We start from the raw sequence: 14,579 nt of genomic DNA on the forward strand, positions 1-14,579 counted from the left end.
TTGTTCACTACTTCTCCTTTTGAACGTAAACATTTCTGTGCAGTTGTTTTTACTTAAACCTTCGAAAGAATAACGACTATTTCATAAGGTAAAAAACGTGTCACCTTAATAAGATGGCACGTTTTTTACTTTGCATTCCAAATTATGATTAGTTCATACTATTTCGGAGCTGATTGATAAATGCATGAGCTGCATTTGAAAACACTTGATTCTTTTTCCAAATAATATTTAAGTTCGCTTCTAATTTAGGCTGTAATGGTTTAAAGCAAAGTTTACTATTTCCTGACGTGTTAATTATTTTATCTATACATAATGCATATCCAATACCTTCTTCAACCATAAGTGCTGCATTATAAAGTAAATTATAGGTTGCGACGATGTTTAAATTATCTATACTTTGCCCAAACCATCCTGTTAACTCATTACTAACAGTAGATTGTCGTGAAATGAATAATGGTTTATCTATTAAATCCACTGGGCTAATAACTTGTTTATCCGCTAAAGGACTATCTTTACACATTAATACACCCCAATTATCTTTAGCTGGCAATTGTACAAACTCATATTTTTGTTTATCTGTTGGCTCTATAACGACACCAAAATCTAATAATCCACTATTTAATTTACTCTTAATGTCATCAGCATTTCCGCTATATAAATGAAACCGAATGCTTGGATAATCTTTAAGTAATTCTTTCAATGTTTTAGCGATAAGATGCATCGCTTTCGTTTCACCAGCACCAATGTAAACTTCCCCACTTATCATTTCTTTTGAATCTTTTAAGTTTGCTTCCGTTTTATCTGCTAAATCAACAATTTCCTTTGCCTTTTTAAATAAGTATTTTCCCTCTTCTGTTAATGAGATTTTTCTATTTCCTCTTATAAATAAATCTGTTCCTAATCCCGTTTCTAAATCTTTCAGTTGCCTTGATAATGTAGGCTGTGACAGATGTAATTGTTTTGCAGCTGCTGAAATACTCTCTTCATTTGCTACAGCAATAAAATAGCGTAACACTCGAATTTCCACGATACCCTCCTTTTACATATAGCTAATAAGCATATGAATCCATTTAATATAGGTATTTGATATTGGAATCGTATCATTTTATGATTGCATTGAAAAGATTAGCGTTTTAGAGGGGGAGTTTAACAATGGATATGAAAGATTTTATAAATTTTTGTAAGGAAGGCAATCCTATTTCAGGCGAGAATAAAGAATTACATGATCTACTAGTTCAATGTAGCTATGAAGCTCAGCAGATAACAATGCAATTAAATACATCCTATCATTCTAAAGAAGAAATTGTAACGATATTTAGTGAATTAACAGGTAACAGCATTGATTCATCTTTTATGTGTTTTCCGCCGTTTCATACAGACTTCGGTAAAAATATTACGATTGGAAAAAACGTATTTTTTAACACCGGATGTTCTTTTCAAGATAGAGGCGGAATTCATATAAGAGATAATTGTATGATCGGTATGAATGTTACAATTGCTACACTTAATCACGGGCTAACTTTAGAAACTAGAAACACGACATACGCCTTCCCTGTTACAATTGGTGAAAATGTATGGATTGGATCTAGTGCAACCATACTCCCTGGTGTGACCATTGGGAACAATTCAGTTGTTGCTGCAGGTGCAGTTGTTACAAAAGATGTACCTGCAAACACTGTCGTTGCAGGAGTACCCGCAAAAGTTGTGAAAGTAATTCATAGCAATTAAAAACATTCTAGATTTTTCAAATGCAAACAAGCTACTTTGATTAAAATTTGCTTTACTACTTATATATTTATTTTATCGTTCTTGTTACGAATTTTATTTCTCTTTGTGAGAAGAGAATATATCTATATATTTTTCTATACCGCAATAAAAAGACTTATAGAATGATTCTATAAGTCTTTTACTATAAGGAATTAGCCTATACTCATCGATTAACAAATTCAAAAACCAAAAGGTTCGCTATGAATAAAGTTCTAAAAAATAACTACCCACTCTAATTATCAATCATTTCATAATAGTCTATCAATCCCTTTTACTGTCTCATAGCCAAAATATATTCCAAACATAATTAAAACAATTCCTGCTACTATAGAAATCCATTTCATTACTGAATGATTAATAAATCTTCTACCAAAATGAATAGATGTAGCCATAAATATATCCCAAAGCATAATCCCAGCAAAAATGGCTGCACTATACCATAAAGCTTGTTCTTTTCCAATAGTATTCATAGCACTAGTTAGAACTGATCCATATATCCCTATCCAAAAAATAATATTTAATGGATTAGAAATTGCGATAGCAAACCCCGATAGAAAAGATTTTAAAGGATGTTCTTTTTCACCTGATGAAATATATTGAACTTGTTTAGTAGCTTCTTTCATGCTTTCATAGCCCAAATAAATCATCGTTACAAAACCAAAAATCCAAATGCAGAGCTGGGCAACTGGAGTTGTTAAATAAGTCGAAATACCAAAGTAAATTAAAAACATCATTACAACATCTGCTGACATCGCCCCGACTCCTACTAACCATGCACTCAAAAAACCATTTTTTATTCCTTTATTTATTTGAGCAACATTAATCGGACCGACTGGTGCAGACAATGAAATCCCTAATAATATATAACTGAATATCATGCTAATCATTTTTCTTCAACCCCGTAATAGGACATTTAAACCTTTCTCTAATTTTTCTATCTGTTTCATAATCTAATATTGGCTCATGTGTATATTGTTTATACGATATAGCCGCTTCTTCTAACAGTTCTACTACTTGTTTATACATATTTATCCTCCCTTTGATTTCATTACACAATTTGAAAAGATAGCCTTTTCTATTGCTGTTCCCGCTCCCTATTCTTTTTCACAATATATTCAATTATAGTTTACGACACAATTAAATTTGAAATAAAATACATATTTGTATTATAAATGGAATTAAAATACAAAACCTATATTAGTCATTAATTTCATAATAGTCAATCATTTGGATGCAAATCATAATTATCTATTTTTGTATACTTAATTCTATTTATTATTAATTCATACGATAAAAGTACCTTATTATGTAAATTACGGAAATACATTTAAATATTTTTCAACAAAAATCAGAATTTACTTATTATTAACTCCAAAATCTAGAATCAATTACATTTAAAAATATAAAAATCACTACAAATAAGAAATATCAAATAAATATAATAGATTTATAGTAAAATGAAAAAATTTAAATACATCATTACTTTTCTTGTAACAGCACATAAAAACCCCGAATCATGGGAAGTAAATTGCTCATGATTCGGGATTTTTTAAGACTATATTTTAATAACAATTAAATCACATACAAGTCCTTATATACCTCTATAGTAGAACTCTTTTTATCTGTTATTTATTAAATTCAATTTGCATCATTTTATTAAACTGCGAAACAATATCGACCTCATCTAAAGAGTTAATACTGACAGCCAATGTATGTTTACCACCAATTACTCCACCAGCAAAAGTTGTAAATCCGGGAATTCCTCCTCCGTGACCCCAAACTGAGACACCATTCGGAAGTTTAGTCTCATAGATTCCAAGACCATATCCATCACCCACCGCTTTTCCTTCTACAGGAACTGTAGTAAGCATTTCTTTTAGCTCGCGTTCCTTCAGTAACTTACCACCGAGTAAAGATGAAAAGAACTTGTTTAAATCATCCGCATTAGAAATCATGTCTCCAGCTGCATTAGCTAAACTCGGATTATAATACGTAATGTCTTTCAACTCGCCTGTTTCTTCCATTTTCACATATCCACGAGCATGATTCTTTCCTGGGATGACAGGTGAATTACCTGGTAAAAACGTATTTGGCAAGTCCAAAGGTTCAATAATTCGCTTTTCGATTTCTTCCGCATAACTATTACCAGTTATTTTTTCAATTAGCATTCCCAATATTACATATCCTGTGTTTGAATACGACCAGCCTTTACCTGGCGAAAAATCCGAAGGCAGCGCAAGTCCTATTTTCACTATTTCTTCTGCTGTATACGTTTTTTTCGAATTCATTATGTCAGCATCTTTTGACTTTAAGTATTCAGCGATACCACTTGTATGATTCAAAAGTTGACGTATCGTAATTTGATTACCATCATACCCATTTCCTTGAATGAGACCCGGTAGCCACTTTTCAATTGAATCGTCCAGTTGTACGCGATTTTCTCCTACTAATTGAAGAACAGTCGTGGCGGTAAAAGTTTTCGTCACACTACCAATCCGAAAGCGATAATCCGATTTCACCGGTTTCTTTGTACTTAAATCTGCTACGCCAGCAGTATAACTACTAATTTTTCCTTTATTAGATGTCTTAGCTAATACCCCTGGTGCTCCAATTTTGATTGTTTCCTGCATTACTTGTTTCCATCCATTCCGATTCTTTTGATCATGTACTTTTGACGAATTCGAAATACTTTGAGTAGACTCTGCTTTCACAGTGAAACCAGGTGTAAATAGAGTAGTACCCGCTAATAAAACTGTCAAACTCGCTAACTTCATTGAATTACGTTTTTTCATAAGGATCTCTCTCCCCTATTCATATCGTATTGATTCAAGCTATACTTTCATCCTATATGATAAAACTGTCTTTTTTCTTATCCATTCCTTACGAAATACTTACGTTTAAATTTAAATAAAGTAAACTGGGGAAGAGTTATGCATGCAAATAAAAAGAGAACATGTTTTCATTTTTTATGTAAACATGTTCTCATAAACATTTAAAATTCTATATCAACTTTTCATCCTATTCTTTACACAACTAATCTAAATTCATTTTTACCAGCCTGCACTAGCATTCATTCCATTTCCAATAATAGAAAGTAATAGTGGCCATAATACTGGTCCTAACGTAAGCAGTACATTTAGAAGTATAAGTATTCTATATCCACCGGTGAAATTATGATTTTTACGATTCACAAATACGAGACTGACTAATGAGATTATGGTCGTTAAAAATAACACTAACATTACCAACCAATACCACACCATTAAACTGAGACTCCATGGTGTTAATAGCTCGTGTATGATGCAAAATGAGATTCCTAATACCGCAAAACTAAAGCTAGTCACCGCTGTTTTTATAAGCCATTTACTTATTTTTTTATCGTATGTATGTTTACAATATAAATCTATTAAAGTATATAAAGATAAATATGCCATGAATACGCCTACCCAAGACAATAACCAGTCTCCGTCCCCTTTGAATAATAAGAACAGCAACCAACACATACTTACTGCAGAAAAAACAAAGGAAATAAGTATGCTTTTTAATACCGATTTCATTACATTTTCACACCCTTAAAAAACTTAAAAATTAATTATAATTTATAAAAATTAAGTATAGGTTAACATGCAATGAAGTATAAGTAAATAAAGTTAATTTACAGTTAATTTCGTTTTCTTAGTTGGAGGCAGTTTTATATATGAAAATGATTCATGATAATCAAATTTCTCTACAAAAAAGTAAAGGTGGATATTTTACATATCCACCTTCCCATCTCCCTCTATCCACTTCATTATTTTTTCCACATCTAACTCCGTATACGTCTTTTCACCATAACGAACAGACTCATATAGCGAAGTAATATTTCTCGTTCTACTAATTCTTTTTAACCACTGTTGCATCGTTTCATAGGATCTTCTCTGTTCATGAAATGGTAATGTTCTTTCCCATTCAACTAGCGTTTTTCTTATCGTATCTGTCGGTAATGGCTGTTTTAACTGATGCTTCACTTTCTTGTTCTTTTCGCTTCTGTCCGTTTCTTCATTTGTTATCGGTTGTTTATCCTGTTCAATTTCGGATTTTGTTAACTTTTTCCTAACGGATTTATAAAGAAAATATATAATTCCCCCTGCAATCATTACATAAAAAACTATACTAATCCATGAATTTGAAAGCACAGAAAATACGTGTCCCCATGAACTTTCCTTTTCAAAACCTTTAAATTTCTTACCCGTTGTCGTTCTCTCACCATTATCTCCTACTTTTTTCTCTTCTATAGGTGTTCCGTAATCTTCAGTATCACCATAGTTTATAGTTTCCTTATAAACTTTTTCAGATTTCTTTTCAGTAAAAAAACGTTCTTTTACTATGCTTTGCACATGCACAACACCTCGTGATAACGTTATTGCACTAATCGCAAAGAAAAATATGATTAAAGCTCTTACACTCCACAACTTCACTTTCATATGCCGCGCTTTATTCACCATGACATAAGCCCCTTCTTATTCTTTCATTACAATCCATTTATTTGTTCTACTATATTTCTTTGGTGAAGTACCAAGAATTAAAGGAACCGCATCCAGTTCCTTACGACGAAAGCCTGCTGTGTAAAAATAAGAAGAAGATACAGGCGTATCTTGATCCGATATTGAGGCAAGTATTTTTAATACATTTTGCAAATGTTTCCGATTATCACCATTCTTTACATGTAGCAAACCGTTATCCTTTACACTATTAATCCATAATTCAAATGAACAGTTTTGCATAAGAAGTTGTTTACATATGCCTGCTGTTAATTCAATTAATTCTTCTATATCATTTCGCAATGAAATGCCACTTTTATTTTGCAAGTTGAGATAAATCGCGTATTTATCTGATTGCGTTCGCTCATACTTTTTCGCAGTTATCGTCCCTGTTTTCGCTGTTGCACTCCAGTGGATGGAACGAAAATCTTCATTTTCATAAGACTTCACTCCCATTACTTTCGTTTCATCATATAAGGGTGAAGACATCGCTTTTCGAAATCCTCGTGACCATTCTTGTAATTCAGGGACTTGCATTTTTGGAACAGCTGGTAAAACTAAATAGGACGGCGTATCGACTTGTTTATATGTTATATGATTCGTTATAAATCCAAAAGGATCCGTAATAACAATTTCAACTTCTTCCCATTTCGCAATTCCTCTTTTTAACGCTACAGCTTGTAAATGAAATGAAGCTGACTCTCCTCCTTTTAAATGTAAATTCATATAATAATTTGAACCTGTATTCGTATTTTTGTTTATTTCATCATGATTCCAAGTTAGCTTGTTTTCACATTTAAATCGAAATACGATATTGAAAATAGGAAATATCGACTTATTTGAAATTTTCATTTTGCACATATTCGTTTCACCTATAAAAACGTTTGAATTCCCTTGGCTATATTCCCATTCAACACGAGATACTTTACGTATGTATACATGCATAGCACCTATTAAAATTACATACAAAAATACGAGAGATAAAAACAGTAGATTGCTTGAAAATACGCATAAAATAACAGCTACAACTGACATAACTCCCATTACGAAAGGCTCCGCTAATGGTGTATACACAAGCTGTTGATTCATCGTATATTCTCCACTGGTACATTAATCGTATGAAGAATTTCTCTCATGATTTGTTCTTTCGTCGTTTTCATCTCCCCTTCAATCGTTAACGTTAAACGATGAGCACAAACGGATGCAGCAAGCGTCTTAATATCATCTGGCGTACAGTAATCTCTTTCATTTAATATAGCCCTTGCTTGAATCGCTCTCATAAATGCCAACGTCCCCCGCGGACTTACACCAATTTCAATTAGCTCATGCTTACGCGTTGCCTCAATAATTTCAAGAAGATAATCTTGCACATCATTTCCTACTAACACTTCTCTTGCACGTTTTTGCATCATAATAATTTCTTCACTTGAAATAATAGAATGTAACGTTTCTAACGGATCATTCATTTGAAACCGATTCATCATTTCCTTTTCAGCTTCTCTCGTAGGATAACCTTGTCGAATCGTAAGTAAAAATCGGTCTAATTGAGCATCCGGTAAAGGAAATGTACCAGCAGATTCGAGGGGATTTTGCGTCGCAATAACTAAAAAAGGTTCTGGTAATGAATGTGTCTGTTTCGCAATCGTAACAGTACGCTCTTCCATAACTTCCAGTAAAGAAGATTGTGTTCTCGGTACTGCACGATTAATTTCATCCACTAATACTATATTTGCAAAAATAGGCCCTAACCTCGTTTTAAAATCCGATTCCTTCACATTAAAATATTCAAGACCAATAACATCTCCAGGCAAAGTATCCGCTGTAAATTGAATTCTTTGAAATTTAGCGTCCACGCTTTTAGCCAAACTTTTCGCTAATGTTGTTTTTCCCGTCCCAGGTACATCTTCTAATAAAATATGCCCTTTTGCTATAAGAGCTATAGCTGCCAGTTCAATTGATTCATCTTTTCCTATAATAACTTTCGAAATATTATTAGTGATTTTCTTTAATGTGTTCATATATTTCCCTCCCACTTTTATTTATTCTGAAAATTAAGAATTATTTTTTCCAAATTATAGCATATAATTCAAAGATGAAATAGAGCAAAAAGGAAACTTATATTTTTTCTTCACTACACGTAAAAAAGCACCTATTATCGTCCGTTGACAATGAAGTGCTTAACTCACGTAATTTTCATATTGGGCATTTGACACCTTACATACATTTACTATCTTTCTATTTCACTCCAAATATCAACATCACATTCATTTAAAATCGCTTTAATTTTATCCTTCTCAAAAACTACTAAATAATCATACGGTAAGGCTAGTACTTGAATAAGTGCAGGTTTCATTTTTAATAATTCGTAGGCGTATATGGTTTCCAATTCACCTGATTCTTCTTCCTCATTGATAGGCCCTATATACCAACCAGAAGAACCTTCACCATAACCACTAGATCTTTGTAAATAAACCTCGTCTTGTTGCAACACATTTTTAGCTATCACAATCTTATCCTTAAATTTAATTAATTCCCCCTCAATATTTAATCGACGTAAGCAATGCGCTTGCTCTAATTGTACCCATAAAGTAATCGTTAAATCTTCTGACATATCCTTAAAAGGGTTTTTAGTATAATCTGGGGTAATAATTTGATAACAATCTTCATATTTACATAAACTAAAAATAGACCATCCAACTTGAATTGAAAATCCATCTACTAATTTATCTTCTACCTTAGTTAACAAATTAAATAAGGTTTCTACATGAAAACGTAAAGGTTCTTCTACTTTTGCTTTTACATTTTTATTACCTATATTTTTAATCATTGTTTTCAAATAAACGTTCCCCGCTTCTATTGAATTTCTTCACTCAATCTCTATTCCTCCACTCACCTTAAATAGACCTAGTGGCAGGATAACTTTCGCTATTAATACCAATAAAATTCCTACTATTAAAACTCTTCTCCCGATGTTTCTTTTGCATCTATTAACCTTTGTGATAATACAATTTTTTTAGCGCAGAACAAATTTTTATATTTTTAAAATATTCCAATACCAATTCTTTGTTTAGGTCTAACGATTTGACCAGCAATTCCGTGTGTCACCTCAATTTTATCAAATAAAAAAACATTCTTTTACAACAATTAAGGCTTCAATAAAGCGTAATATATATGTATTTCGCCTATTTCTCATGCTTACAAATTTATATCATACAAAATGAGATTCTGAGAACTTATCTCAACAAATGTTCCTTTCGGATATGGTACTCCCTCAATATCAAGAGTAAATATACTTTGGCCAATTTTAAAATTACAACATCCATGCTCAAAAAATGTTTCCACTTTACATACTATAATTGTGGAATTTCTATTATTTTTAATACAGTATTGCTTTTTGTCAGACTTATTAACATCTTTTCCCCACGCTACTGTATCTCGTATTTCTAGCTCGACATAATATTCTCGACCTTCTATTGGAGTTTCTCCATTCCAACTAGCTTTTCCACAACCAAATGCAGAAGAAAAACTTACTACATTCTGGTCATTATATATTCCTTCATTTTTTATAATTTTAATTTTCACAGATTTCACCTCTGAATTGGAACTTTAATAAACTCTTTATTAGCTCGTAATCTCATATATCTTCATGTTAATGATGCATTTGTTGCACCCCACATTACTCAGTGATTTAGGCTGCTCTACATTCCTTAAAACAGCAGTATGTATTTCAGATTTTCATGCTAACTTCTCCATTCTACTACTGTATATAATTTTTTAAAGCCAATATTTCTTCTCTATTGTAATCAACCATTGCCAAGAAATACTCGTCAAAATTCTTAAACCTATCTATTTCTTCTCCAGCAAACCAAATGATCTCACCTGGTCTAGATGAATTTGGTAAACATAAAACAAATAAGTCCTTATCAAATTCAGTTACCGCTATTGGTAATAACTCTTGCCTTACAACGCCACTTTCTTTTAACACATCGTCATCAATAACGGTTAATAACATTTGAGCGTACTCCATTATAGTTGATTTCTTCAGTTGTTCTATACCAAATAAGTCCACAGTTTGATAAAAGCCTTTCCAACCATTAGCATGTTTTAAAAAATCTCGATATTTTAAATCAAGTTTATACCCCCATTCTTGTTCAAAAGCATGTACATACTCTTCACTTGCTCCTACTTCAGGAAAGTGATGTTGCCATATTTGCTCGACATCTTGCTTCATTAACTCTTGCTTCACTAAAACTAAAGTTGTTATCCTCTCTTTCCAGTTAATCACCATTTAGTCCTCCTCTATAAATTTAAGTGCAGTAGATTTATCTATTAGCCTGTCCATCAAGAATTAACCAACTATGCAGATTCAGTTTTCCATCTAATTTGTATTAAACACAAAACAAATTTCTTTGTCCTAATTATTTATTTTATCATTAATTTCTATTTCCAAAGATAAAAAAACACCATTGTTCCAACATAGCTATGTCGAGAATAGATTCCACTCATACAAAAAAGATGACCCCAGCAACACGCTAAAGTCATCTTTTTCTACCTCATTATTTTACTAACTCTCCATTATAAGCTTTTATATCAAGTGGAGCAGTTAAATACTGTTTTGCTTTGCTAACGAAAGATGTGAAGTGTTCACTCGTATTATGACTCGCAACTGCCTCTTCATCTTTCCATACTTCTACCATCGTATACACATTTTCTTTTTCTGTATCTTTATATAAATCATAAGACACATTTCCACTTTCTTCTCTTGAACTATGAATTAGCGGATGAATTTCTTCTAAAAATGATTGTTGTTTCACTGGATCTACTTGAAATATTGCGTGAATAATAATCATGGTGTTTCCCCTCTCATATTTCACTTATTTCTTTAAAATTACTTCCACTCTGCAACTTTTTCAATTGGAAGACGTACTGATTGGTAACCACTGTCAGCAGCTTTTCCGACTGAAATTAACATAACTGGTACGTAACGTTCTTTATCTAATCCGAACGCTTCAGCGATTTGGTCTTTTTCAAAACCACCAATTGGACAAGTATCGTAACCGTGAGCACGAGCTGCTAGCATAAATTGCATTGCTACAAGACCACCGTCAATAAGTACAGTATCTTTCATTACTTCTGGTGTAACCATTGAGAAGTAAGCTGAAAGTTTTTTCATTTGATCTTCTTTAACTTCAGCTGGCATGAAACCACGCTCTACTGCTGTACCGTAAATTTCTTCTGCGTTATCAAAGTTGTTTAAATCACCAAATAAAGCGATCATTGCTGAAGAAGTTTCTACTTGAGATTGATTAAATTTCGCAAGTGGCGCAAGTGTTGCTTTCGCTTCGTCACTTTCAATCACTACGAATCTCCATGGCTGCATGTTTACTGAAGATGGTGCAAGTGTTGCTTCTGTAAGAATTTCTGTCATTTCTTCTTTGCTAATTTTTACTGATGAGTCGTATTTACGAATTGAACGACGTCCTGTTAAAATTTCGTTAAAATTATTTGTTTTTACTGAGTTAGTCATAGTTGTATTCTCCCTTTTTTAAAGTTCTTTTATGTTTTCTTGAATATGAATTAACATATTTAAAAGATTGTCGCGTTCTTCTTCACTTAATCCTTTAAATGCCGATGCTGCAAAACGTTCTTTTTCCTCTTGAAACGCCTGAATTTTATTTCGTCCCTCTTCAGTAAGAGAAACTAACGTAATTCTGTTATCGTCTGGATTTTTACGTCTTACAATCATTCCGTTTGCTTCTAGCTGTTTTAAATGCCTTGTTATCGCAGCATTATCAATATTCACTTCTTGCTGAAGTGCTTTTTGACTAATTTCACCTACTTCAAATAACTGAAGTATAAGCTCTAATCGAGACTGGCTCATACCCGTACACCCTTCAAATTTCGAACTTACTTCTTTATTTAGAAAGTGTAATTTATATAAAATAATCGCTTCTTTTGAGCATGAACTTGTCACATTACCCCTCCTTTACAATCAAAATAAAAACATTTGATGTATCAATAGTTGATATGTCAATTAATATAATCTATATCGATTTAGAATGCAAGCATTTTGTTTTTATTTTATTTTTTCCAAATTAAGGCGCTTTGTAGCGTTACAAAAAATGTAAATCACATTATAATAGTAATAATCTAATTGACTGGAGAGTGATTATAATGCGGCAATACACAAATAGAAATGAGGATATGAAAATGGAAAATGAAATGAGGATATTGATATATGACAACAATAAATATAGGGATTGTCGCGCACGTAGACGCTGGCAAGACGAGTTTGACTGAGCGTATTCTTTATGAAACGAATGTGATTAAAGAAGTTGGCCGAGTTGATAGCGGAAGTACGCAAACTGACTCAATGGAATTAGAAAGACAACGCGGCATTACGATTAAAGCATCTGTCGTTTCTTTCTTTATTGATGATGTAAAAGTAAATGTCATTGATACACCTGGACACGCTGATTTTATCGCTGAAGTGGAGCGAGCATTCCGCGTTTTGGACGGTGCGATTTTAGTTATTTCTGCCGTTGAGGGTGTGCAAGCACAAACGAAGATTTTAATGCGGACATTACAGAAACTCAACATACCGACTATTTTATTTGTTAATAAAATTGATCGTAGTGGTGCAAATACTGAAAAAGTTGGAAAGCAAATAAAAACGATTCTTTCAAATGAAACATTCCCCTTCTATTCTGTCCAAAATGAAGGAACAAAGGAAGCTCGTATTATTGAATATAAATCATATGACGATTGTATAGAACGATTAGCACCTTATAATGAATCATTACTTGAGTCATATGTAAATAACGAAATCGTAACGGACACATTATTAAGAGAAGAACTAGAAAAACAAATACAACAAGCAAATCTGTATCCAATCTTCTTCGGTTCAGCACTGACGGGTATAGGAGTAACTGAACTACTTGAAGATATTCCAGCCTTACTTCCAGCTAATAATCCGTCTCAAGATGAAGAATTGTCCGGTATTGTTTTTAAAATTGAACGTGAACCTTCTGGGGAAAAGATTGCATATGTAAGAGTTTTTTCTGGTACCTTACACGTTAGAAAATATGTTCATATACAGCGCGATGGGTCTCTACCACATAAGGAAAAGATTAAAAAAATGTGCATATTCCATAACGGAAATGCTGTTCAAACTTCTACCGTTCCTAGCGGTGACTTTTGTAAAGTGTGGGGACTGAATAATATTAAAATTGGTGATATTATCGGTAAACGGACCGATTATATAAAAGATATTCACTTTGCCGAACCACAAATGGAAGCAGCCATTGATGCAGTACCTAAAGAACGAATTCATGATTTATACGCTGCACTTATGGAACTATGTGAAGAAGATCCACTCATTCAAGTGTGGAAAGACGATGTTCATAACGAACTATACATTCGCCTGTTCGGTGAAGTACAAAAAGAAGTAATTGAAACGACACTTTTTGAGAAATATAATTTGCAGGTTACTTTTTCAAATACGCGAGTTGTATGTATTGAGAAGCCAATTGGCATTGGAAGTTCTGTTGAAGTAATGGGTGAAAAAGCGAATCCATTTTACGCAACAGTCGGATTCAAAGTTGAACGTGGTGAACTTAATTCTGGCATAACATATAAATTAGGCGTCGAACTTGGCTCACTACCTTTAGCATTTCATAAAGCAATTGAAGATACTGTATTTCAAACGTTAAAACAAGGTTTATACGGATGGGAAGTTACGGACATTTCTGTCACGTTAACACATACAGGTTATGCTAGTCCTGTTACAACGGCGAGTAATTTTAGAAACTTAACGCCGCTCGTTTTAATGGATGCTTTAAAGCAAGCTGAAACGTATGTATATGAACCAGTAAATGAGTTTGAATTAACTGTACCTGAGCAGGTAATTAGTACCGCAATGTATAAACTAGCTGCTATTCCAGCGACTTTTGCAGAGCCTATATTCAATAATGATTCTTACCAGTTAACAGGATCATTACCTGTTGCGAAAACGGAGAGTTTCAAACGCATGCTTCATTCCTTTACAGAAGGAGAAGGTGTATTTACAACGAAGCCAGCTGGGTTCACAAAACTTATGGCTCCCTTGCCTACTCGAAAACGTGTTGATTATAATCCGCTGAATCGGAAAGATTATTTGCTTCATGTTTTGAAGGCTTATTAAAGTAAAAGAGGTGCAATTTGGTATTATCCCCTTTAGGTAGACAGTAAAAAAAGAGTCCATCTGGTATGATGGACTCAGTACTGTTTTATCTGGAGGGGATTTTTTATGGC

The 14,579-nt window shown here is 33.0% G+C and carries 16 protein-coding genes; 2 read left to right on the plus strand and 14 right to left on the minus strand.

The window, feature by feature from the left end; all coding sequences use genetic code 11:
* Positions 1-148: 148 nt before the first annotated feature.
* Complete coding sequence (locus ACVWY7_RS24600) at positions 149-1,027, minus strand: LysR family transcriptional regulator (RefSeq protein WP_000406015.1); 879 nt, start codon at positions 1,025-1,027, stop codon at positions 149-151.
* Between the two features lie 125 nt (positions 1,028-1,152).
* Between ACVWY7_RS24600 and ACVWY7_RS24605 the strand changes: the two genes are divergently transcribed.
* On the plus strand, positions 1,153-1,728 hold the full coding sequence (locus tag ACVWY7_RS24605; RefSeq protein WP_000367265.1) for a sugar O-acetyltransferase: 576 nt from the start codon (positions 1,153-1,155) through the stop codon (positions 1,726-1,728).
* Between the two features lie 287 nt (positions 1,729-2,015).
* Here ACVWY7_RS24605 and ACVWY7_RS24610 read toward each other — a convergent pair whose 3' ends face one another.
* The 13 genes from ACVWY7_RS24610 to ACVWY7_RS24670 all read right to left on the minus strand — a co-directional run bounded on the left by ACVWY7_RS24610 (position 2,016) and on the right by ACVWY7_RS24670 (position 12,261).
* On the minus strand, positions 2,016-2,654 hold the full coding sequence (locus ACVWY7_RS24610) for a LysE family translocator (protein WP_426941508.1): 639 nt from the start codon (positions 2,652-2,654) through the stop codon (positions 2,016-2,018).
* Positions 2,647-2,793: a hypothetical protein gene (locus ACVWY7_RS24615; RefSeq protein WP_017561334.1), complete on the minus strand. Its 147-nt coding sequence runs from the start codon at positions 2,791-2,793 to the stop codon at positions 2,647-2,649. Before ACVWY7_RS24615 ends, ACVWY7_RS24610 begins: the two co-directional genes overlap by 8 nt.
* A gap of 599 nt (positions 2,794-3,392) precedes the next feature.
* Entirely contained in the window at positions 3,393-4,559 is a 1,167-nt protein-coding gene (locus ACVWY7_RS24620; RefSeq protein ID WP_429656882.1) for a serine hydrolase domain-containing protein, read from the minus strand.
* A gap of 258 nt (positions 4,560-4,817) precedes the next feature.
* Positions 4,818-5,324 carry a DUF3902 family protein gene (locus ACVWY7_RS24625; protein ID WP_000843847.1) on the minus strand — a complete coding sequence of 169 codons (507 nt, stop codon included), beginning with the start codon at positions 5,322-5,324 and terminating at the stop codon, positions 4,818-4,820.
* Positions 5,325-5,519: 195 nt separating this feature from the next.
* Positions 5,520-6,251, minus strand: coding sequence for a hypothetical protein (locus ACVWY7_RS24630; RefSeq protein WP_046947287.1), 732 nt, complete (start codon positions 6,249-6,251; stop codon positions 5,520-5,522).
* A 15-nt stretch (positions 6,252-6,266) separates the two neighbouring features.
* On the minus strand, positions 6,267-7,376 hold the full coding sequence (locus tag ACVWY7_RS24635) for a DUF58 domain-containing protein (RefSeq protein WP_431174689.1): 1,110 nt from the start codon (positions 7,374-7,376) through the stop codon (positions 6,267-6,269).
* Positions 7,373-8,305, minus strand: a complete 933-nt coding sequence (locus tag ACVWY7_RS24640) for an AAA family ATPase (protein ID WP_001094246.1) — start codon at positions 8,303-8,305, stop codon at positions 7,373-7,375. Before ACVWY7_RS24640 ends, ACVWY7_RS24635 begins: the two co-directional genes overlap by 4 nt.
* Positions 8,306-8,514: 209 nt before the next feature.
* A complete protein-coding gene (locus ACVWY7_RS24645; protein ID WP_429670169.1) occupies positions 8,515-9,123 on the minus strand; it encodes an immunity protein Imm33 domain-containing protein in 609 nt (202 codons plus the stop codon).
* Positions 9,124-9,482: 359 nt separating this feature from the next.
* Complete coding sequence (locus tag ACVWY7_RS24650) at positions 9,483-9,869, minus strand: hypothetical protein (protein ID WP_429670170.1); 387 nt, start codon at positions 9,867-9,869, stop codon at positions 9,483-9,485.
* Between the two features lie 175 nt (positions 9,870-10,044).
* Complete coding sequence (locus ACVWY7_RS24655; protein ID WP_170924626.1) at positions 10,045-10,572, minus strand: SMI1/KNR4 family protein; 528 nt, start codon at positions 10,570-10,572, stop codon at positions 10,045-10,047.
* Between the two features lie 271 nt (positions 10,573-10,843).
* Positions 10,844-11,137: a putative quinol monooxygenase gene (locus tag ACVWY7_RS24660; protein ID WP_431174690.1), complete on the minus strand. Its 294-nt coding sequence runs from the start codon at positions 11,135-11,137 to the stop codon at positions 10,844-10,846.
* A 38-nt stretch (positions 11,138-11,175) separates the two neighbouring features.
* Complete coding sequence (locus tag ACVWY7_RS24665) at positions 11,176-11,814, minus strand: nitroreductase family protein (protein WP_000185411.1); 639 nt, start codon at positions 11,812-11,814, stop codon at positions 11,176-11,178.
* An 18-nt stretch (positions 11,815-11,832) separates the two neighbouring features.
* Complete coding sequence (locus ACVWY7_RS24670; RefSeq protein ID WP_000204165.1) at positions 11,833-12,261, minus strand: MarR family winged helix-turn-helix transcriptional regulator; 429 nt, start codon at positions 12,259-12,261, stop codon at positions 11,833-11,835.
* A gap of 264 nt (positions 12,262-12,525) precedes the next feature.
* Between ACVWY7_RS24670 and ACVWY7_RS24675 the strand changes: the two genes are divergently transcribed.
* A complete protein-coding gene (locus ACVWY7_RS24675; protein WP_456524021.1) occupies positions 12,526-14,469 on the plus strand; it encodes a GTP-binding protein in 1,944 nt (647 codons plus the stop codon).
* Positions 14,470-14,579 lie beyond the last annotated feature (110 nt).

It is taken from the genome of Bacillus sp. TE9106W (assembly GCF_054062215.1).

Bases quoted from the DNA above. Each gene is read 5' to 3' on its own strand.
- ACVWY7_RS24635 (WP_431174689.1), bottom strand. From the start codon at position 7,376: ATGAATCAACAGCTTGTGTATACACCATTAGCGGAGCCTTTCGTAATG.
- ACVWY7_RS24675 (WP_456524021.1), top strand. From the start codon at position 12,526: ATGACAACAATAAATATAGGGATTGTCGCGCACGTAGACGCTGGCAAG.
- ACVWY7_RS24610 (WP_426941508.1), bottom strand. From the start codon at position 2,654: ATGATTAGCATGATATTCAGTTATATATTATTAGGGATTTCATTGTCT.
- ACVWY7_RS24605 (WP_000367265.1), top strand. From the start codon at position 1,153: ATGGATATGAAAGATTTTATAAATTTTTGTAAGGAAGGCAATCCTATT.
- ACVWY7_RS24630 (WP_046947287.1), bottom strand. From the start codon at position 6,251: ATGGTGAATAAAGCGCGGCATATGAAAGTGAAGTTGTGGAGTGTAAGA.
- ACVWY7_RS24625 (WP_000843847.1), bottom strand. From the start codon at position 5,324: ATGAAATCGGTATTAAAAAGCATACTTATTTCCTTTGTTTTTTCTGCA.
- ACVWY7_RS24620 (WP_429656882.1), bottom strand. From the start codon at position 4,559: ATGAAAAAACGTAATTCAATGAAGTTAGCGAGTTTGACAGTTTTATTA.
- ACVWY7_RS24640 (WP_001094246.1), bottom strand. From the start codon at position 8,305: ATGAACACATTAAAGAAAATCACTAATAATATTTCGAAAGTTATTATA.
- ACVWY7_RS24615 (WP_017561334.1), bottom strand. From the start codon at position 2,793: ATGTATAAACAAGTAGTAGAACTGTTAGAAGAAGCGGCTATATCGTAT.
- ACVWY7_RS24665 (WP_000185411.1), bottom strand. From the start codon at position 11,814: ATGACTAACTCAGTAAAAACAAATAATTTTAACGAAATTTTAACAGGA.
- ACVWY7_RS24660 (WP_431174690.1), bottom strand. From the start codon at position 11,137: ATGATTATTATTCACGCAATATTTCAAGTAGATCCAGTGAAACAACAA.